General features: G+C 59.8%; 14 protein-coding genes. 4 read left to right on the top strand and 10 right to left on the bottom strand.

All coding sequences use genetic code 11. From position 1 onward, the window contains the following. Positions 1–68: 68 nt before the first annotated feature. The 3 genes from cdaR to dgt all read right to left on the bottom strand — a co-directional run bounded on the left by cdaR (position 69) and on the right by dgt (position 4,476). Positions 69–1,226, bottom strand: a complete 1,158-nt coding sequence (gene cdaR, locus HMPREF3096_RS13555) for a DNA-binding transcriptional regulator CdaR (protein WP_002889289.1) — start codon at positions 1,224–1,226, stop codon at positions 69–71. Between the two features lie 167 nt (positions 1,227–1,393). Then, a complete protein-coding gene (gene degP, locus HMPREF3096_RS13560; protein ID WP_008807359.1) occupies positions 1,394–2,827 on the bottom strand; it encodes a serine endoprotease DegP in 1,434 nt (477 codons plus the stop codon). 134 nt (positions 2,828–2,961) lie between these two features. Then, positions 2,962–4,476, bottom strand: coding sequence for a dGTPase (gene dgt, locus HMPREF3096_RS13565; RefSeq protein ID WP_032731645.1), 1,515 nt, complete (start codon positions 4,474–4,476; stop codon positions 2,962–2,964). 83 nt (positions 4,477–4,559) lie between these two features. Here dgt and mtnN point away from each other — a divergent pair, with 83 nt between their 5' ends. The 3 genes from mtnN to HMPREF3096_RS13580 are packed head-to-tail and all read left to right on the top strand — an operon-like array spanning position 4,560 to position 6,711. Next, on the top strand, positions 4,560–5,258 hold the full coding sequence (gene mtnN / locus HMPREF3096_RS13570) for a 5'-methylthioadenosine/S-adenosylhomocysteine nucleosidase (RefSeq protein WP_008807361.1): 699 nt from the start codon (positions 4,560–4,562) through the stop codon (positions 5,256–5,258). Then, a complete protein-coding gene (gene btuF / locus HMPREF3096_RS13575) occupies positions 5,251–6,051 on the top strand; it encodes a vitamin B12 ABC transporter substrate-binding protein BtuF (RefSeq protein ID WP_032731642.1) in 801 nt (266 codons plus the stop codon). The genes mtnN and btuF overlap by 8 nt, the downstream gene beginning before the upstream one ends. A gap of 36 nt (positions 6,052–6,087) precedes the next feature. Next, entirely contained in the window at positions 6,088–6,711 is a 624-nt protein-coding gene (locus HMPREF3096_RS13580; protein WP_002889277.1) for a TRIC cation channel family protein, read from the top strand. Positions 6,712–6,796: 85 nt separating this feature from the next. Here HMPREF3096_RS13580 and erpA read toward each other — a convergent pair whose 3' ends face one another. Then, on the bottom strand, positions 6,797–7,141 hold the full coding sequence (erpA, locus tag HMPREF3096_RS13585; protein WP_008807363.1) for an iron-sulfur cluster insertion protein ErpA: 345 nt from the start codon (positions 7,139–7,141) through the stop codon (positions 6,797–6,799). Positions 7,142–7,222: 81 nt separating this feature from the next. Next, positions 7,223–8,641, bottom strand: coding sequence for a H(+)/Cl(-) exchange transporter ClcA (gene clcA / locus HMPREF3096_RS13590; protein WP_008807364.1), 1,419 nt, complete (start codon positions 8,639–8,641; stop codon positions 7,223–7,225). A 180-nt stretch (positions 8,642–8,821) separates the two neighbouring features. Between clcA and hemL the strand changes: the two genes are divergently transcribed. After that, the gene (gene hemL, locus HMPREF3096_RS13595; protein WP_032731640.1) at positions 8,822–10,102 is read left to right on the top strand and encodes a glutamate-1-semialdehyde 2,1-aminomutase; all 1,281 of its coding nucleotides are present in this window, start codon (positions 8,822–8,824) and stop codon (positions 10,100–10,102) included. Between the two features lie 223 nt (positions 10,103–10,325). On the opposite strand, the gene fhuB is transcribed toward hemL, so the two are convergent. From fhuB to mrcB, 5 genes are all read right to left on the bottom strand, one after another. Then, positions 10,326–12,308, bottom strand: coding sequence for a Fe(3+)-hydroxamate ABC transporter permease FhuB (gene fhuB / locus HMPREF3096_RS13605; RefSeq protein WP_032731637.1), 1,983 nt, complete (start codon positions 12,306–12,308; stop codon positions 10,326–10,328). Next, on the bottom strand, positions 12,305–13,198 hold the full coding sequence (gene fhuD, locus HMPREF3096_RS13610) for a Fe(3+)-hydroxamate ABC transporter substrate-binding protein FhuD (protein ID WP_032731635.1): 894 nt from the start codon (positions 13,196–13,198) through the stop codon (positions 12,305–12,307). The genes fhuB and fhuD overlap by 4 nt, the downstream gene beginning before the upstream one ends. Then, positions 13,198–13,995, bottom strand: coding sequence for a Fe3+-hydroxamate ABC transporter ATP-binding protein FhuC (gene fhuC / locus HMPREF3096_RS13615; RefSeq protein WP_032731634.1), 798 nt, complete (start codon positions 13,993–13,995; stop codon positions 13,198–13,200). Before fhuC ends, fhuD begins: the two co-directional genes overlap by 1 nt. A 45-nt stretch (positions 13,996–14,040) precedes the next feature. After that, positions 14,041–16,248 carry a ferrichrome porin FhuA gene (gene fhuA, locus HMPREF3096_RS13620; protein ID WP_022065534.1) on the bottom strand — a complete coding sequence of 736 codons (2,208 nt, stop codon included), beginning with the start codon at positions 16,246–16,248 and terminating at the stop codon, positions 14,041–14,043. A 234-nt stretch (positions 16,249–16,482) separates the two neighbouring features. Continuing rightward, on the bottom strand, positions 16,483–19,047 hold the full coding sequence (gene mrcB, locus HMPREF3096_RS13625) for a bifunctional glycosyl transferase/transpeptidase (protein WP_022065533.1): 2,565 nt from the start codon (positions 19,045–19,047) through the stop codon (positions 16,483–16,485). Between the last annotated feature and the right edge of the window lie 306 nt (positions 19,048–19,353).

The raw sequence follows: 19,353 nt of genomic DNA on the forward strand, positions 1-19,353 counted from the left end.
CCGCTTACGCCATGCATCCTCCAGGCCGGGTAAGGCGAACCGCCTCCCGGCATTTTTATCTCGACGCCCTATCGTTGCTCATCCAGCTGCAGGGCTATATAGAGCAGCAGCCGATCGTCAAAGCTGCCGAGATCCAGACCGGTCAGCTCCGAGATACGGTTCAACCGATACTCCAGGGTATTGCGATGAATAAACAGCGCCTTTGATGTCGCCAGCGGCTGCACGTTATGGCGAAACCACGCCTGCAGCGTACGCCGCAGCAAACCGTTGTTATCCATAGCCTTCAGACGCGCCAGCGGACGGGCCAGTTCATTGGCCTGCCAGCCGCCGCGCAGGCTGTCTAGCAGCACCGGCAGCATCAGATCCTGATAGAAATAGCTGCGGCTCTCCGGCATTCGTTGCTTACCCACCATCATGGTCGTCCGTGCGGTACGGTAAGAGCGGGCGATACTCCCGGGGCCGGTGAAGAAGTTGCCCAGCGCCACGCGAAAGCGGAGCTGACCATTCTCTTTCATCCTGGCGATAAGCTGCTCGACGCGGCGGACGTGATCGTCGGCGTCCCAGCGGCCAAAGCTGTTCAGCGCTGGTTTCAGCACCACCATTTCCGTGAGTGACACAATGGCCACCAGATTATTGCGATCAGGGGTGGTCAGCGCGTTCTGCAACTGCTGCAGTTCCGCCATCGCGCTATCCACGCCGAGCTGGCCGCTGTCCACCTCAATCATCGCCACCACCCGCGGCTGATTGAGATCGATACCTAACCGCTGAGCCCATTCGTTCAGCGCCGGGGTATGCTCTTCCGCCTGAATCAGGTTCATCACCAGCTCTTCGCGCAGGCGGCTGTCCTGCGCAAGGAGATGCATCAGCCGCGACTGCTCCAGCATCATCTCTGCCGTCATGCACACCAGCTCGCCATATTTCCGCAGCGACTCCGGCTCGCCGGTCAGGCCGATCACCCCGACGATTTCACCTTCGAGGCGTAGCGGCAGGTTGATCCCCTGACGCACGCCGTGCAGATGGCGAGCGACCGCATCGTCGATATCCACCACCCGCCCCTGAGAAAGCACCAGCAGCGCGCCTTCGTGCAATTCACCAATTCTTTCCCGATCGCCGCTGCCGATAATCCGCCCGCGGGCATCCATCACGTTGATGTTGGTATCGATGATGCGCATCGTGCGCGCCACAATATCCTGCGCCATTTTGGTATCAAGATGCCAGCCAGCCATGTAATCCTCCCCTATGCAGGGCACCAGCATAAAAGAGTCTCCGTCCTGCTGCATTGTGCATATGCCCGAAGGCGGGGCGAGATATGTGGAGTTGTGGAAGTGGTCACAGAACGAAAAAAAGCCCCTGCCCTCGGCGAGGGAAGGGGCTGTGGCGCTTGCGCTGACGATTACTGCAACAGCAGGTAGATAGAGGCGTCGCCGCGCTGAATGTTCAGCGCCAGCACGGACGGTTTGGCGTCGAAGATTTTCCGCAGATCGGCGATGTTTTTCACCGGCTGCTGATTCGCCCCGACAATGATATCGCCTTTCTTGAGGCCAATCTGCGCCGCCGGGGTGCCGGCTTTCACATTGTTGACCACCACGCCCTTATCCTGACCCTTGTTACTCATTTCCGCCCCTTCAATCCCGTTGAAGATGGTGCTGGAATCCACCTGGGTCTGGTTGCTCTGCTGCAGTTCGACGGTAACGGTGACCGGTTTGCCGTCGCGGAGCAGGCCAAGCTCAACTTTGCTGCCGATAGGCATGGTGCCGACCTGAGCACGTAGCGCGGCGAAGCTGCTGATCGCCTTGCCATTGAGGGTGGTGATCACGTCGCCGGCTTTAATGCCCGCTTTGGCGGCTGCCGAACCTGGCATCACCTGGCTGACAAAGGCGCCGCGCTGGGCGTCGACTTTCATCGCTTTCGCCAGTTCAGAGTTCAGTTCGGTGCCCATGATGCCCAGCTCACCGCGTTTCACCTGGCCATATTTCACCATCTGCTCGGTCAGGTTTTTCACCATGTTGCTCGGGATAGCAAAACCGATACCGATGTTGCCGCCGTCCGGCGCCAGGATGGCGGTGTTAATGCCGATCAGCTCACCGTTGAGGTTCACCAGCGCGCCGCCGGAGTTCCCGCGGTTAATCGCCGCATCGGTCTGGATAAAGTTTTCGTAGTTTTCCACGTTCAGGCCGCTACGGCCCAGCGCGGAGACAATCCCGGAGGTCACGGTTTCGCCCAGACCAAACGGGTTACCGATAGCCACGGTGTAGTCGCCGACGCGCAGCGCATCAGAATCAGCCAGCTTAATCGCCGTCAGGTTTTTCGGATCCTGAATCTGAATCAGCGCGATATCGGAGCGCGGATCTTTGCCCACGACTTTGGCATCAAACTTACGGCCATCGCTCAGTTGAACCTTAATCGTGGTGGCGTTGTCCACAACGTGGTTGTTGGTCACCACATACCCTTTGGCCGCATCAATGATGACGCCGGAGCCCAGCGCCATAAATTTCTGCTGCTGGCCGCCGTCAGGCTGACCGCCCTGTCCACCGCCCTGGCAAAACGGTGAACTCTGGAAAGGCGAACCATCCTGGCAGAACGGCGAGTTATCGCCAAAGAACTGCTGGAAGTTACGCGGCATCCGTGGGGTATTAACAGTGGTGCTACCTTCAACGTTAATGCTCACCACCGATGGCATCACCTTCTCCAGCATCGGGGCCAGGCTTGGCATCTGCTGTGCATTAGTGGCCGAAGATGCCGTTTCTGCCGCGCTCGCAGAGAGCGGGGACAACGCCAGACCTAAACTCAGAGCCAGTGCACTCATTGCTAACGTGGTTTTTTTCATCAGTTTCAATCTCAATATCAGATAACGAAAGTTGCTGTGTACGTGACTATCAGAGTCATTTTATAGCGCTAAGTTCCGGAATTAAGTTTCTGGAAAAAGTAAAAATTTATTGTCCATCTTTACAAAACTCCAGCCTATTCCACCGCCATCAGTCGCCGATATTCATCCCACGCATACAAATCCGTCATTCCGCTGATATAATCCTGGATCAGACGGCAGCGATAATAGTATTCCATCAGCGCAAATTCGGGCGCCGTGCGCACCAGCTTATTTACTGCTTCAACATAGGCCAGCCGGTGACGGGTTGAAAGTTTCTGATACAGCCGGGAGGCAATGGGTAACCGCCGTACCCGCTCCTGCGCCACTAATTCGCTGAAATCCTCCAGAGATAATTTCAGCAGCGGCTGATAGATATCCAGCAGGCCGCTAATCACCCGGTAGCCCTGCAATTCCAGCTGCTCGACATCCGGATGGCTAAAGACCTGTTTCATCGCTACATTTTTATAGAGTTCCAGCAGCTGGCTGCAATCGCTATCGTCCTCAAGCAGCGCATGATTAAAGTCGCCAGTGAAGATGGCCGGCAGGTTATCAATAAATCGGCGCGCCGCGTAGGGCACCAGCTTATTCAGCGTGTTTACCCGCAAATACATAAAAAACTGATCTTCCGCGCTCTGTCGCAGGTAATTAGCTCGCGATTTTTCCCAGGCATTTTCCACTACCTGAGAGAATAACGATCCTTTTTCATGGTTGCCCCAGGCGTCGTAAAGATGCTGATAAAGCTGCTCGGCGCTGAAAATACGTTTTTCAACCGCGTCCTCGAGATCCGCGACGCAATATGAGATGTCATCCGCGGCCTCCATAATCCAGGTTAATGGGAATCGATTGTAAGGTGCCAGATCCAGTTCTTTACGCAGGCGCGCGACATACTCTTCTTCGGCTAAATAATAGCCAGGCTTCTTCATTAAATAACTGTGACTGGCTGGCGTCGCCTCGAACCACCACGCCGGTCGGGTATATTTCAGGATACAGCCCACCTGCGCCCAGGTCAGATTCATCCGCATCAGCGTGTGGACCAGACGAATCCCCTGCGCGTTGCCCTCAAAGCTGCAGAGTTCCTGGCGCACTTTACGCCGCAGCGCATTCAGCGCCGTTTCCCCTTCGTGCAGGCGTAACGCCTGCACCTCGCAGCGATCGTCGGTCAACGGCTGGCCGAGCGCATCGCCGGGGGCCAGGCGCTGGCGAAACCAGTCGTTAATCGCCGCCTCGCCAAAGTGGCCAAACGGCGGGTTGCCAATGTCGTGCATCAGGCAGGCCATTTCAACCACGCTCTCGAATGGCCCGGTCAGCTCTTCCAGGCCATACTCTTCCAGTAGCTTCTGCTCTTTCAGCCTGCTCAGCACTTCTTTGGCGATATAGCGCCCCACCTGCTGCACCTCCAGCGAGTGGGTCAGGCGAGTACGGACCGCCGCGTTGCGCTCCAGCGGGAAGACCTGGGTTTTTTGCTGTAGGCGGCGGATGGCCGGCGAGTTGACGATCCGCCCGCGATCGCTTTCGAAGATCCGCAGGATGTCGCGCTCCGTCTCCACCCGCGGCGGCGAACGGAAGCGTCGACGCCAGTTTATCTTGTTGCGAAAATCAATCTTTGCCATAGCCTCTCCCGCGCGAGCAATACGCTTCCCCTTAAGCGCATGATAGACTATGCAACTAAACCTGACACATCGCGAGTAAATCTATGAAAATTGGCATTATTGGCGCTATGGAAGAGGAAGTTACCCTCCTGCGCGACAAAATCGAAAACCGCCAGACTATCACTATTGGCGGGAGCGAAATCTATACCGGCCAACTTCACGGCGTTGACGTCGCTCTGCTGAAGTCTGGTATCGGGAAAGTGGCGGCGGCGACGGGCGCGACCCTGCTGCTGGAGCGCTGCCAGCCTGACGTGATCATTAATACCGGTTCTGCCGGCGGCCTCGCGCCGACGCTGAAGGTCGGCGATATCGTCGTCTCCGATGAAGCGCGCTACCACGATGCCGACGTCACCGCCTTCGGTTATGAGTATGGCCAACTGCCTGGCTGCCCGGCGGGCTTTAAAGCGGACGATAAGCTGGTGGCCGCCGCCGAAGACTGCATTAAAGCGTTAGATCTCAATGCCGTTCGCGGCCTGATCGTCAGCGGCGATGCCTTCATTAACGGCTCCGTCGCACTGGCGAAGATCCGCCATAATTTCCCGCAGGCAATCGCCGTGGAAATGGAAGCGACCGCCATCGCTCACGTCTGCCATAACTTCAAGGTTCCCTTCGTGGTGGTTCGCGCCATCTCCGACGTGGCCGACCAGCAGTCCCACCTCAGCTTTGAGGAGTTCCTTGCGGTCGCCGCCAGACAGTCCACCCTGATGGTGGAGAATCTGGTACAGAACCTGGCACGTGGCTAAGTCGCTATCCTTCGCGCTTGCCGCGCTGCTGTTACTTGCCCCGGCGTGGCTACTGGCCGCGCCGCGGGTGGTCACCCTCTCCCCCGCCAATACCGAACTGGCCTTTGCCGCCGGGATCACGCCGGTCGGCGTCAGCAGCTATTCCGATTATCCGCCGCAGGCCAAAACCATAGAACAGGTTGCCAGCTGGCAGGGGATGAACCTGGAGCGCATCGTGGCGCTAAAGCCAGAAGTGGTGCTGGCCTGGCGCGGGGGCAATGCCGAACGCCAGGTTAACCAGCTGCAGTCGCTGGGTATTCATGTCCTCTGGGTGCAGACCTCGACGATAGAAGAGATCATCGCCACCCTGCGTCAGCTGGCGCAGTGGAGCCCGCAGCCGGAAAAAGCGCAGCAGGCGGCGCAGGCGATGCAGCAGGAATACGATACGCTGAAAGCGCGCTATGCCAATGCGCCGAAGAAACGCGTCTTCCTGCAGTTCGGATCCGCGCCGCTATTCACCAGTGGTCCCGGTTCGATTCAGGATCAGGTGCTGGGGCTGTGCGGCGGCGAGAATATCTTTGCCACCAGCCGTGTTCCCTGGCCGCAGGTGAGCCGCGAACAGGTGCTGGCCCGCCAGCCGCAGGCGATCGTGGTGACCGGCGACGCCAGCCGCATTGCCGAAGCGCAGCGCTTTTGGCAACATCAGCTCACCATTTCGTTGATTGCGTTACACAGCGACTGGTTTGAACGCGCAAGCCCACGTATTATCCTCGCCGCCAAACAACTTTGTGCGGCGCTTGACCAGGTAAAATAATCATCCGGCACACCGGATGTTCAGTGGGAATCAACGATGCTTGTCTATTGGCTGGATATTATTGGCACGGCTGTCTTCGCGATCTCCGGCGTTCTGCTGGCGGGAAAATTACGCATGGACCCATTCGGCGTGCTGGTGTTAGGCGTGGTGACGGCGGTGGGCGGCGGAACCATCCGCGACATGGCGCTGGCGAATGGCCCGGTATTCTGGGTCAAAGATCCCACCGATCTGGTGGTGGCGATGGTCACCAGCATGCTGACCATCCTGCTGGTCCGCCAGCCGCGTCGGCTGCCGAAATGGATACTGCCCGTTCTTGATGCCGTCGGTCTGGCGGTGTTTGTCGGCATCGGCGTCAATAAAGCCTTTCTCGCCGGCAGTGGTCCGCTGGTGGCGGTCTGCATGGGGGTGGTCACCGGCGTCGGCGGCGGGATTATCCGTGACGTGCTGGCGCGCGAAATTCCCATGATTCTGCGCACCGAGATCTACGCCACCGCCTGTATTGTCGGCGGCATTGTCCACGCTACAGCGCACGACACCTTTCATCTCCCGCTGGAGAATTCGGCGATGATGGGCATGGTGGTGACACTGGTGATCCGTCTGGCGGCGATCCGCTGGCACCTGAAGCTGCCGACGTTTGCCCTGGACGATAACGGGCGGTAGTAAAAGCAAAACGGTAACCTTAAGGTTACCGTTTTTCGCGTTGGCTCCCTCTCGCTGGAGGAGAAGGCGCCCGGTCGCACTCGCTTTAAACGCTGAATGAGGAACCGCAGCCGCAGGTGCTTTTCGCGTTCGGGTTGGTCACGATGAAACGCGAACCTTCCAGACCCTCGGTATAGTCGACGGCGCCGCCGACCAGATACTGCAGGCTCATTGGGTCAACCACCAGGCCGACGCCCTGTTTCTCGATGGTCATATCGCCTTCGTTCACCTGATCGTCAAAGGTGAAGCCATACTGGAAACCGCTGCAACCGCCGCCGGTGATATACACGCGCAGTTTCAGGTTCGGATTATCTTCATCCGCAATCAGGTGTTTTACTTTGTTGGCTGCGGCTTCGGTAAACTCCAGCGGCAACGCTACGTCATCACTCATTTTTTGCTCCCATTGATACTTCTGGCCGGTTAAAGAATAACCGGACCTTTTGAGCCATTATCTAATACCCTGGTAAATCGTTCAAGTATTCTCCCGCGGTGCCTGCTGCGCTTTTGCCGCCTGCTCGGCCTCCTGCTTCGCCAGAGTACGTTGCAGAATGGTCGAATACAAAGGCTTACCGCCGAGGAATTGCGCCAGTAGTGTTGCGCCAAGGCAGGTAATAATCATTGGCAAAATGAGCTGATAGTTATCCGTCATCTCCAGCACCAGCACAATCCCGGTGAGCGGCGCGCGCACCGAGGCGGCCAGCAGCGCCCCCATCCCGGCGATGGCGAAGGTGCCGGCATCGAGATGGTAGGCCGGAAACAGCGGAATAGCCGCCATGCCGAACGCCGTGCCCAGCAAGGTGCCCAGCGCCAGCATCGGCGCGAAGATCCCCCCCGGCGCGCCGGAAGAGAAGCAGATCAGCGTGGTCACCACGCGGGCAATAAAGATAAACAGCAGCAAACCGACAGAGAAATTACCGGCGGCGGCGATGGGGATCAGGTTAAAGCCACCGCCCACCGCGGAGGGCTGCATCAGCCCCAGCAGGCCGCAGATCCCGCCGATGACCCCGCCCATCAATACCCATTTTTTGATATTGCCACCGTGGATGCGCTGGAAGATATCCTGGGTGCGCAGCACCAGGAAGTTAAACAGCGGACCAAAGCAACCAAAGAGCATGCCCAGCACCAGATACAGCCACAGGGTATTCACCGGGGCGTTGCTCAGCTTGCCTACCTCAATGATCGCCGCTTCGCCATTGAAAATACGAAACACAATGCTCGACATGATCACGCCGGTAAATACCGCTTTAATGGAGATCAGGTTGTAGCGAAACTGCGGGCGCATCTCTTCGATGATAAACAGAATACCGGCCAGCGGCGCATTAAAGGCCGCCGAGAGCCCCGACGCCGCACCGGTCGCCAGCAGCGTGTGCCGCGCCTCCGGACTGCGCATGCGGAAGATATCCAGCACCATGCGTCCAATGTTGCCGCCAAGCTGCACCATCGGCCCTTCGCGTCCCAGCACCATTCCGGCGCCCAGGGTCCCCATGCCGCCGATGAATTTCACCGGCAGCACGCGCCACCAGCGCACCGGCCGCAGCTCCTCCAGCGCCCCTTCGATTTCCGGGATCCCGGAGCCGCCCGCCTCCGGCGCAAAGCGGCGCACGAGGAAATAACCGACCATTGCCAGCAGCGCCGACAAGATAAACGCCAGCGGCCAGACCAGATACCAATGATCGGCCACCTGCGCCAGCGCGCCGATCCGCTGGTTCTGCACCCAGTTCACGCTCTTTTCAAACGCCACGCCCACCAGACCGGCCAGCGTGCCAACCACCGCCGCCATCAACAGGACCGCCAGCGGCGTTTTATCGCGCTGAATCAAACGGCGCACCGCATCGCCGCGACGCACCCGCACGAACTGATGTGCTTCAAAAGAGGGAGTTTCTGCTTTCATGCCATTATCAATTATTGGTAATACAAATGAAGAGAGAGGCATTTTAGCCGTCCCGGCGCGCTGCGTCGTCAAAAAAATGCCCTTGCGGCACATTGTTTCAATTGGGCAAAACTTTCATAACCATCCTGGAATAACTTAGAATAGCCGATAAAACATTTTTCACGAACCAGGACCCTGGCCATGAGCAAATCTGAAAATCTATACCATGCTGCGCGCGAACTGATCCCCGGCGGCGTTAACTCGCCGGTGCGCGCCTTCACCGGCGTCGGCGGCACGCCGCTGTTTATCGAACGCGCGGATGGCGCCTATCTTTATGACGTGGACGGGAAGGCCTATATCGATTATGTCGGCTCCTGGGGTCCGATGGTGCTGGGCCACAACCACCCGGCTATCCGCAATGCGGTGATCGAAGCGGCGTCCCGCGGCCTGAGCTTTGGCGCGCCGACCGAAATGGAAGTGAAAATGGCGGCGCTGGTGACCGAGCTGGTCCCGACCATGGATATGGTGCGGATGGTAAACTCCGGCACCGAAGCGACCATGAGCGCGATTCGCCTGGCCCGCGGCTTCACCGGCCGCGATAAGATCATTAAGTTCGAAGGCTGCTATCACGGCCATGCCGACTGTCTGCTGGTGAAAGCCGGTTCCGGCGCGCTGACCCTCGGCCAGCCAAATTCGCCGGGCGTGCCTGCCGATTTCGCCAAACATACCCTGACCTGCACCTATAACGACCTCGCCTCGGTACGCGCGGCGTTCGAGCAATATCCACAGGATATCGCCTGCATCATCGTCGAGCCGGTCGCCGGGAATATGAACTGCATTCCGCCGCAGCCGGAGTTCCTGCCGGGCCTGCGCGCGTTGTGCGACGAATTTGGCGCCCTGCTGATCATCGACGAAGTGATGACCGGCTTCCGCGTGGCGCTGGCGGGCGCCCAGGCTTATTACGGCGTGGAGCCGGATCTGACCTGTCTCGGGAAAATCATCGGCGGCGGGATGCCGGTGGGCGCCTTCGGCGGCCGCCGCGAAGTGATGGACGCGCTGGCGCCGACCGGCCCGGTGTACCAGGCTGGTACGCTCTCCGGTAACCCGATCGCCATGGCCGCTGGATTCGCCTGCTTAAGCGAAGTGGCGCAGCCGGGCGTGCATGAAACCCTGACCGAGCTGACCAACCAGCTGGCGGATGGCCTGCTGAACGCGGCGCGCGAAACCGGGATCCCGCTGGTGGTCAATAACGTCGGCGGCATGTTCGGCATCTTCTTTACCGATGCCGAAACCGTCACCTGCTATCAGGACGTGGTGAAGTGCGATGTCGAACGCTTCAAGCGCTTCTTCCACCTGATGCTGGAGGAAGGTGTGTACCTGGCGCCGTCGGCGTTTGAAGCCGGCTTTATGTCCGTCGCTCACAGCGAAGAGGACATTAACAACACCATCGACGCCGCCCGTCGGGTGTTTGCCAAACTGTAAGGTACTTGAACGCCTGGTGGCGCAGGGATTTTCCCGGAGGCGGCGCATTGCGCCTTATCCGGGCTACCAAATTGCACAGCGCTGTAGCCCCGGTAAGCGATAGCGCCACCGGGGAGTTTCCCGGAGGCGGCGCGCTGCGCCTTGTCCGGGCTACCAAATTGCACAGCGCTGTAGCCCCGGTAAGCGCTAGCGCCACCGGGGATATTGAGGCCATCCAGGATCGTTAGCGGCTCTGCTTTCTCAGCAAATAGATAAAGTACGGCGCGCCGATAAAGGTCGACAACAGCCCCGCCGGGATCTGGTAGGGGAACATGATCATCCGCCCGCACCAGTCGGCGAACACCAGCAGCATCCCGCCCGTCAGCCCGGAAATCACCATATGCGGCATCGTCCGGCGGAATCCCAGCATCCTCGCAATATGCGGCGCCATCAGGCCAACGAAACTTAACGGCCCAATGGTGAGCGTCGCCGTCGCCGTCAGGCTCGCCGCCAGCAGCAGCAACCCGATACGCGATGGCGTCAGCGCCATCCCCACCGCCCGCGCCGCCTCGCCGCCCAGCGGCAAAATGGTCAGCCAGCGGCGGCAGAGCGGCGCCAGCGCCAGCAGCGCCAGCATCACCACGCCACTACGCAGCACCATCTCCGGCGTCGCGCTATAGGTCGAACCGGACATCCACGTCAGGATCTGCGCCATGCGCGGATCGCCGCTGGCCTGCAGCATCATCAACAGCATGGTGAAGGCGGTACTCAGCGCCATCCCCGCCAGCAGCATCCGGTGCGGCGAGAAACCGCCGCGCCCGGCGGCGATCAGAATAACCAGCAGCGTTGCCGCCGCGCCAAGGCTGCCGGCAGGCAGCAGCCAGACAAAGGCGTTGCCCGGCACGAAGAACAGCATCAATACCACACCGAACGCCGCGCCAGAGCTGATGCCCAGTACTTCCGGGCTGGCCATCGGGTTGCCGGTCAGGCGTTGAATGATGCAGCCCGCGACCGCCAGCATCACCCCGGCGAACAGCGCCGAGAGCACACGTGGCCAGCGCCAGGGCATCAGTTGCGCCAGCAGATCGCCGCTGGCCCACTGCCAGCCATGGGCATCGCGACCAAAGGTCAGCGCGGCGGTTATCGCCAACAGCAGCAGCGCTAAGCCGCCCAGCGCGAACCACGGCACGTGGCGGCGCTCGATCAACGCTTTATCGCCGCCGTTCATCACCGGGGCGCTGATGCTGCGCAGCCGCGGCAGCAGCCACAGCAATAAAGGCGCGCCAATCAGCGCAGTGACTGACCCGGTCGAGACTTCCCGCCAGACCCGGCTGAGCCAGAGAATAATTTGATCGGAAAGCCACAGGATCAACGCGCCAATTAGCGCCGCCAGCAGCAATCGCGGCAGCAGGCGGCGGGCGCCGAGCATTTTCGCCAGCAGCGGCGCGAACAGACCGATAAAGCCGATAATGCCGACCGCGTTAACCAGCAGCGCGCTGATGGCAATCGCCAGCGTCAGCACGCCAAGCCGCGCCAGAGACAGCGCCAGCCCAAGGTTGCGCGCCACGCCATCATCGAGTCCCATCAGGGTTAACGGGCGTAGCAATAACAGCGTCAACAACGCGCCGCCGAGCAGCTGCGGCCACAGGCGTTGCACCACGCTCCAGTCGGTCTGCGTCAGGGTGCCGGTACTCCACAGGAACATGCTTTGCAGCTGATCGTGATGGAAAATCACCATCAGCTGATTGACCGCGCCGCAATAGAGACTCACTACCAGGCCGGCCAGGATCAGCGTCACCGGCGACAGACGTTTGCCCCACGAGACGCCAAACACCAGCGCCCCCACCAGACAAGCCCCAGCCAGCGCCGCAAACTGCGAGGCCAGCACGCCAGGGATGGCCCATAGCGTCGTCACCGTCATTCCCAGCTGTGCGCCGGTGGCGACGCCGAGCGTGGTTGGCTCCGCCAGCGGGTTACGCAGCACCTGCTGGAACAGCACGCCGACCAGCCCCAGCCCGGCGCCGACCAGCAGCGATATCGCCAGCCTCGGCAGCAGGCTGTAATGGAACAGCATCTGGGCGATATTATCGATATCCGGCTGCCACAGCGCCTGACGCCATTGCGCGTAAGGTAAAGCGACATTGAGGTTGACGATGCTCAGCGCGAAAGCGGCAACCAGCAGCCCGGTCAGCAGGAAAATGGCTAACGGCGAGAGACGCGCGTTCATACCGCCGCCCTCCCCTGCGCATCGGCCAGCACGCGGGCGAAATGCATCGCCGACAGCGTCGCGCCATAGAACCATACCGCCGGAAGGCGCTGGAAACGCCCGGCGCGCACGAAAGGCATCGCCTGCCACAGCGGGGTCGCCATCAGCTGGGCCATCTCCCGATCGTTGCCATGATCGAAACAGATCACATCGGCCTCTTTAAATTCCGCCAGCCGATCGATGCCTACGGTGATACTGCCCCAGAATGCCGCTTCGCCGCGCCAGGCGTTTTGAATGCCAAAGCGGTCAAGCACCTCCTGGAACAGGCAGTTCTCACCAAATACCAGCACGTGGCGGGCATCGAGCAGCGAAATCATCAGCAGTGGGCGATCGCCACGCCGGGCAAATCGCGGACGCAGGTTCTCCATCAGCGCGTCGAACTCCGCCAGATGGCGCTTCGCCTGCTGTTGTTTACCCAGCAGGTCGGCCATTTCCAGTAGCGAACGCTGGGCCATCGCCAGCGGCCGTTTGCCGTCGCTGAAGGTGAAACCACGGCCAGGCGCGATACGCGCCAGCTTTTCTGGCGACGGGCCATAGCCTGCCGACCAGACGATAAACGACGGTTTCATCTGCGTCAGCAGCTCAAGATTGGGTTCGGTGCGCAGGCCGACATCGATTACCGACGCGGGCAGCGCGGGTTCGTTCACCCACAGGCGATAGTTGGGAATGTCGGCCACGCCGTAGGGCGTGACGCCAAGCGCCAGCAGCAGTTCGGCCGGCAGCCACTCCAGCGCGACGACGCGCTGCGGGTCAATGTTCGCCGCCTGCGCGCCGCGCATCTGCCACAGCAGCGGCGAGAGCGCCATCGCGGTCAGCAGGCGGCGTCGGGTTATCAGAGTTGGGTTCATCATCAATAGACAAAACTTACCGGCGCCGCGCCCGCCGGGTGCGGCAGGATCCCCATCGGGATGCCGTAGATTTGTTCCAGCGTGTCGCTGCGCATCAGTTCTGCTGGCGTCCCCTGGGCGATCATTTCCCCACCGCGCAGCGCGACCAGATAATCGCAGTAGCGGGCAGCCATATTGATATCATGCAGGACTGCGATCACCGTCAGGCCACGCTGCTGGCTGAGACGATGCACCAGCGCGAGCACATCGACCTGATGGGCGATATCCAGCGCCGAGGTCGGTTCATCAAGCAGCAGACAGCGGCTATCCTGCGCCACCAGCATGGCGATCCACGCCCGCTGACGCTCGCCGCCGGAGAGACTGTCCACCAGCCGCTGCGCCAAAGGCTTCAGCCCCACCAGCGCGATCGCCTCTTCCACCTTTTCGCGATCCGCCACGCCGAAGCGCCCCAGCGCGCCATGCCACGGGTAGCGACCTATCGCCACCAGCTCGCGAACTGTCATCCCTTCCGCCGCCGGCAGCTGCTGCGGCAGATAGGCCACTTTGCGGGCAAACGCCTTGCTACTCCAGCTCTCCAGCGGCTGGCCGTCCAGCAGCACCTCGCCCGCGGAAGGCGGCTGATGGCGGCCGAGCATTTTCAGTAATGTGGATTTGCCGGAACCGTTATGGCCTATCAGGCCAGTCACTTTTCCTGCCGGGAAGGTTAACGAAAGGGGGTAAAGCAGCGTGCGACCCGGTACGCGAAAGGTCACGCCATTTAACGCAAAGGTGGTCTCAGAGTGAGGAGTCTGTTCCTGCATAGCAACAACCTGATGTTGGGCGCGGCGAACCGCGCCCGTGAGTAGTTAGAAGCGGAAGGTTGCGGTCGCGACAACCTGACGTCCCGCACCCCAGTAGCAGGCGTATTCGCTATAGCAGCTGGAGACATATTCGCGGTCAAACAGGTTGTTGACGTTGACGCCGACCGAAGAGCCCGGCAGGCCAAAGCGCGCCAGATCGTATTTGACCGTCGCATCCATCAGCGCATAACCGGCCACATTGAAGGCATCATTTTTGTTACCGGTGCTGGTGTCAGTTTTGTAATAGCTGACCGTAGAACCGATATAGCGCGCCCCGGCGCCGACCGTCAGACCGCTGAGCGCGGTTTCGTGGAAGGTGTAATCCGCCCACAGCGACGCCATGTTACGCGGCACTTCCGCCGGACGCTTGCCGTTGAACACCGTATCGTGAGTGTATTCCGCATCGGTATAGCTGTAGGCCGCGGTGACGTTGATATTGGCGTTCACCGCCGCTTTCGCCTCCAGCTCAAGGCCGCGGGAGCGGATCTCGCCGGTCTGGATGCTGAACGCCTGGTTAGCCGGATCCGCCGTCAGGTTCTTATCTTTGGTCAGCTGATAGACCGCGGCGGTGACCACCACTGGCATATCTTTCGGCACATATTTCACGCCAGCTTCATACTGCTTGCCACGCGACGGATCGAACGGCTGGCCGTTAAGCCCGGAGCCCGATACCGGCTCGAAGGATTCGCTGTAGCTGAAGTACGGAGAGATGCCGTTATCAAACAGGTAATTGATACCGCCGCGCCAGGTGAACTGCTGGTCGTGATTCTCCGCCAGGCTGTTGCTGGAGCGAGTTAACGTTGAGGTGGTGGCGTAATCGTAACGGCCGCCCAGGGTCATGACCCACTTATCCCACTCCATCTGATCCTGCGCGTACAGGCCCGTCTGCTCCATTCGGTTGAGGACCGCGTACGGGAAAGTGACCTGAATATTCGGGTTGCCGTATTGCGGGTTGCTCATGCTGATAGGATCCGCCGTCCCGTAGTCGGCATCCACATCGTTGCGCATTCGTGAGTAATCCACGCCGGTCAGCAGCGTATGGCTGACCGCGCCGGTGGCGAAAGCAGACTGCAGCTGGGTATCGACGGTAAAGGTGTTCAGGTGCTCATCAGAACGCACATAGGCGCGATTCATGTAGCCCGGGGCGACATAGCCATTCCCGTACACCGAGCGATACAAGGTATCGACTTCGGCATAGCGCAGGTTCTGCCGCACGGTAAAGGTGTCATCAAACTGATGGGAGAAGCTATAACCCACCATCTTCTGGCGGCGCGAGATCTTATTATCCGCCTCGCCTTCGTTGAAATCGGTCGGCAGCTTGTGCGCCTTCCCGTTGGCATCGTAATACGGCACCACGGTGCCTTCGCGCGGCAGCCAGCCGTAGTAGCCCGCATCCGGGTCATTCTGGAAGTTGCTCAGGAAGGTGAAGTCGGTTTTATCGTCCGGGCGCCAGCTAAAGGACGGCGCCACCGCATAGCGTGTAGACTTCGCCATCTGCTGCTGGGTATCCTGGCTGCGGCCCAGGCCGGTCAGGCGATAGGACCAGACGCCGGCATCATCAATGGCGTCGCTGAAGTCAAACCCGGTCTGCCACAGGTTGTCGGTGCCCATCTTGAACTGCACTTCTTTCAGCGGCTCAGTGGTCGGGCGTTTGCTGACCATGCTGACGATACCGCCAGGGTTGCTGTTGCCGTACAGCACCGAGGTTGGCCCGCGCATCACTTCCACGCGCTCGAGGAAATACGGGTCCATGGAGACTTCAGAGTAGTTATTTCCCTGCAGCTTCATGCCGTCCAGATACTGGTTGGTATTGACGGTCGTCGAGGTAGTGAAACCGCGGATGGTGACCACATCATAGGTGGTCGAGCTACCGCGGGTGGAGAAGACGCTCGGCGTATAGGAGAGCGCCTCTTTTACCGTGGTCGGCTGGCGCATCTCCATCTCCTGGCGCGTGACCACCGAGACAGACTGCGGCGTTTTTTCGATCGGGGTATCGGTTTTCGTCGCCGTGGCAGAGCGTTTTGCCGCGATGGTCGGCGCCGGTCCCCAGGCGCTTTCCTGGGCGGCAGGTGCCGCAACGACGGTGATAGTCTCTTCTTGTTTCGGTTGTTCCGCAGCCTGTGCATAGACAGACATGCCGCTAACCGCCGTGGCTACTACGACTGCGATTTTACGCAGCGAGTGATTTGGCTGAGCAGTTTTTGGACGCGCCATGGGTATATCTCTGATGAAAGTGAATGATAACGTAAACGATAATTATTATTATGACGGGCGATATAATAGGCGAAACGCCGAAGGCAAGGCAAGCGATATGCCAGCCTGGCGAGACCGAAGGCCGAATTAATAACCAGATAGTTATTATGGAGTTAAAGAGGCGTTAACTTTTTTACAGGTATAAAAAAACCCCTTAATACTTTCGTATTAAGGGGTCGGGTTGTGCGGCCAAAATCAGTTACTGCCGAACATATCCTTGATCCAGCCCGCGACGCCGTCGCTCTTCTCCTGCTGCTTCGGCTGTTGCTGCTGTTGCTGTTGCTGTTGCTGTTGCTGCTGCGGCTGCTGTTGCCCGGACTGATTAAACGGGTTGTTCGCTTCCTGCTGCTGCAACTGCTGCTGCTGCATCATCTCTCCCTGGCGGCACAGCGCATCCGGCTGCGTCGTCCAGACCGGCAGCGAACGGACGCCACCGCTGCAGACGAGGTTGCCGTTGCTGTCCACGCCCATGTCGACCACGTCTTCCGGCGCCGTCAACGCCAGCGGCGTCGGCGTCTGGTTCGCCAGATAGCGCTGGTAAATCGACATCGCGCCGCTGGCGCCGTACAGTTTGGTCGGCTGGTTGTTGTCGCGGCCCACCCAGGTGATGGTCACCTGGCTACCGTCGATGCCGGCGAACCAGGTATCGACGTTATTGTTGGTGGTCCCGGTTTTCCCCGCCAGATGCAGGCCCGGATACTTCGCGCCCAGCTGACGCCCCGTGCCGCGCTGCACCACCTGCTGCATGGTCCACAGCGTCATGTAGGCCGCCTGGGCAGGCACGGCGCGTTCCGCCTGCGGGTAGCTCTGGTAAAGCACCGTGCCATCTTCCGCAATCACTGACCGCAGGGCGGACAGCGGCGCACGGTTGCCGCCGCTGGCAATCGTCTGGAAGGCCTGCGCCACTTCAATCGGCGTCAGGTTCAGCGCACCCAGCAGCATCGCCGGCACCGCGTTGAGCTGATTCTTCGGCGCCCCCAGTTTAGTCCAGGTATCGACGACCGCCGGCAAGCCCAGCGCCATCCCGAGGTTAACCGTCGGGACGTTCATCGAGCGGGTCAAGGCATCCACCAGCATCACCTGGCCGCTGAAGCGACGATCGTCGTTCTGCGGGGACCACGTCTGGCCGTTGGACAGGCGAATGGTCACCGGCGCATCGGCGATCCAGGTGTTCAGGCGATACTGGTTCGGCTGGCTCAGCGCGGTCAGATAGGTCGCCGGCTTGGCCAGAGAACCAATCGACCGGCGGGCCTGCATCGCGCGGTTGTAGCCGGCGAACTGCGGCTCCGCGCCGCCGACCATCGCCCGCACTTCACCGGTAAAGCGGTCCACCACCACCATGGCGGTTTCCAGATCTGCCAGCTTGCGCTGTTTCTTCAGTACCGGGATCCCTTCAGTAGCCGCTTTTTCCGCCGCATCCTGCGCCACCGAGTCGAAGGTGGTGAAGATCTTCACGCCGGAGAGATCTTTCACTTTATCGCCCAGCTTCGCCTGCAGCTCCTGACGAACCATCTGCATAAAGGCCGGCTGCGGTGAAATCACCCCGCCGCGCGGCTGCACGCCCAGCGGACGCGCGCTCAGCATATCGTACAGCTCCTGGTCGATAACCTGCTGCTGCTGCAGCAGACGCAGCACCAGATTGCGTCGCTCAAGGGCCAGTTTCGGGTTGCGCCACGGGTTATACACCGACGCCCCTTTCACCATCCCCACCAGTAGCGCCTGCTGATCGAGGCTCAGCTCTTCCACCGGACGGCCAAAGTAGTACAGGCTGGCCAGCGGGAAGCCGCGAATTTCATTATCGCCGCTCTGGCCGAGGTACACCTCGTTCATATACAGCTCAAGGATGCGATCCTTGCTGTAACGGGCATCGACGATCAGCGCCATATACGCTTCGTTGGCTTTACGCCAGTAGGAGCGCTCGCTGGAGAGGAACAGGTTTTTCACCAGCTGCTGGGTCAGGGTACTCGCCCCCTGCACCGTACGACCTGCCGTCAGGTTCGCCAGCACCGCGCGGCCGATGGAATACAGGCTGATACCATCGTGCTCGTAGAAGTGGCGGTCTTCGGTCGCCAGCAGCGTATCCACCAGCAGATCCGGGAAGCCACTGCGCTTCACGAACAGGCGCTGCTCACCGTTCGGCGACTGCAGCATGGTAATAAGACGCGGATCGAGACGGAAGAAACCGAACTGGCGGTTATTATCCATATTCTCGATGGTCTCCAGATGGTCGCCATCGAAGGTCAGACGCGCGCGCACCTGCCCTTCTTTACTGTCCGGGAAATCGAACGGACGACGGATCATCTCGATGCTGTTGGCCTGCACGGTGTATTCGCCCGGGCGCGTCATCGCGCTGACCTGACGATACTGGGTGGCGTTCAGCAGACGCACCATCTCGTTTTTGCTGATCTGCATGTCCGGCTCAAGGTTCACCATCCGGCCATAAACCGCGGCCGGCAGCTCCCAGACTTTACCGTCAATGCGGCTGCGGATTTTCTGATCGAGGTAGACGCCATAGGCGGCAATCAGCACCGCGAAGACAATCCCCAGCTTGACCAGCAGCCACAGCCAGCGGCGCTTACGACGAGGTTTGCCACCGTTGCCTTTTCCTTTTCTCGGCACCGGTTTCTCATCCTCATAATCATCGTCATCATACTCATCGTCGTAGTCCTCTTCCCGGACCCGGCGACGGGTAACTTTTTGTTTTGTCGGACGTGAGGGTCTCCCCTTACGTCCGATAGGCTCGCGGTCATCTCCCGCCATGCTTTTTCTCCGCAACGTTCAGGCGCAAGGGCCTGATTCTCAATACTTCCCCTGCACAGAGGAAGAAGAAATCTCTCAAATTAACGTCCAGGCTGCTTATCCTTCGGACGACAACCTGCTGGCAGGCAGGACATGCCGCCAGCCTTTCATGAGGTTGGTTTGCTTCGTTTTACATGATATTAACAATAAAAATTCACCATAAAATCATTATGTTAAACGCATCATCAGCAGAAATGGTCAGAACATAGCACGTAATGTTCAGGGCATACAGGATAGCACTAAAATGCGACATTCTTAACCAGCATT

It is taken from the genome of Klebsiella sp. HMSC25G12 (assembly GCF_001807705.1).
Classification (GTDB): Bacteria; Pseudomonadota; Gammaproteobacteria; order Enterobacterales; family Enterobacteriaceae; genus Klebsiella; species Klebsiella variicola.

Coding starts and splice junctions, on each gene's coding strand:
- fhuA (WP_022065534.1), bottom strand. CDS start 16,248: ATGGCGCGTCCAAAAACTGCTCAGCCAAATCACTCGCTGCGTAAAATC.
- erpA (WP_008807363.1), bottom strand. CDS start 7,141: ATGAGTGATGACGTAGCGTTGCCGCTGGAGTTTACCGAAGCCGCAGCC.
- fhuD (WP_032731635.1), bottom strand. CDS start 13,198: ATGATGAACCCAACTCTGATAACCCGACGCCGCCTGCTGACCGCGATG.
- degP (WP_008807359.1), bottom strand. CDS start 2,827: ATGAAAAAAACCACGTTAGCAATGAGTGCACTGGCTCTGAGTTTAGGT.
- HMPREF3096_RS13580 (WP_002889277.1), top strand. CDS start 6,088: ATGCTTGTCTATTGGCTGGATATTATTGGCACGGCTGTCTTCGCGATC.
- hemL (WP_032731640.1), top strand. CDS start 8,822: ATGAGCAAATCTGAAAATCTATACCATGCTGCGCGCGAACTGATCCCC.
- mtnN (WP_008807361.1), top strand. CDS start 4,560: ATGAAAATTGGCATTATTGGCGCTATGGAAGAGGAAGTTACCCTCCTG.
- fhuC (WP_032731634.1), bottom strand. CDS start 13,995: ATGCAGGAACAGACTCCTCACTCTGAGACCACCTTTGCGTTAAATGGC.
- dgt (WP_032731645.1), bottom strand. CDS start 4,476: ATGGCAAAGATTGATTTTCGCAACAAGATAAACTGGCGTCGACGCTTC.
- fhuB (WP_032731637.1), bottom strand. CDS start 12,308: ATGAACGCGCGTCTCTCGCCGTTAGCCATTTTCCTGCTGACCGGGCTG.
- cdaR (WP_002889289.1), bottom strand. CDS start 1,226: ATGGCTGGCTGGCATCTTGATACCAAAATGGCGCAGGATATTGTGGCG.
- mrcB (WP_022065533.1), bottom strand. CDS start 19,047: ATGGCGGGAGATGACCGCGAGCCTATCGGACGTAAGGGGAGACCCTCA.
- clcA (WP_008807364.1), bottom strand. CDS start 8,641: ATGAAAGCAGAAACTCCCTCTTTTGAAGCACATCAGTTCGTGCGGGTG.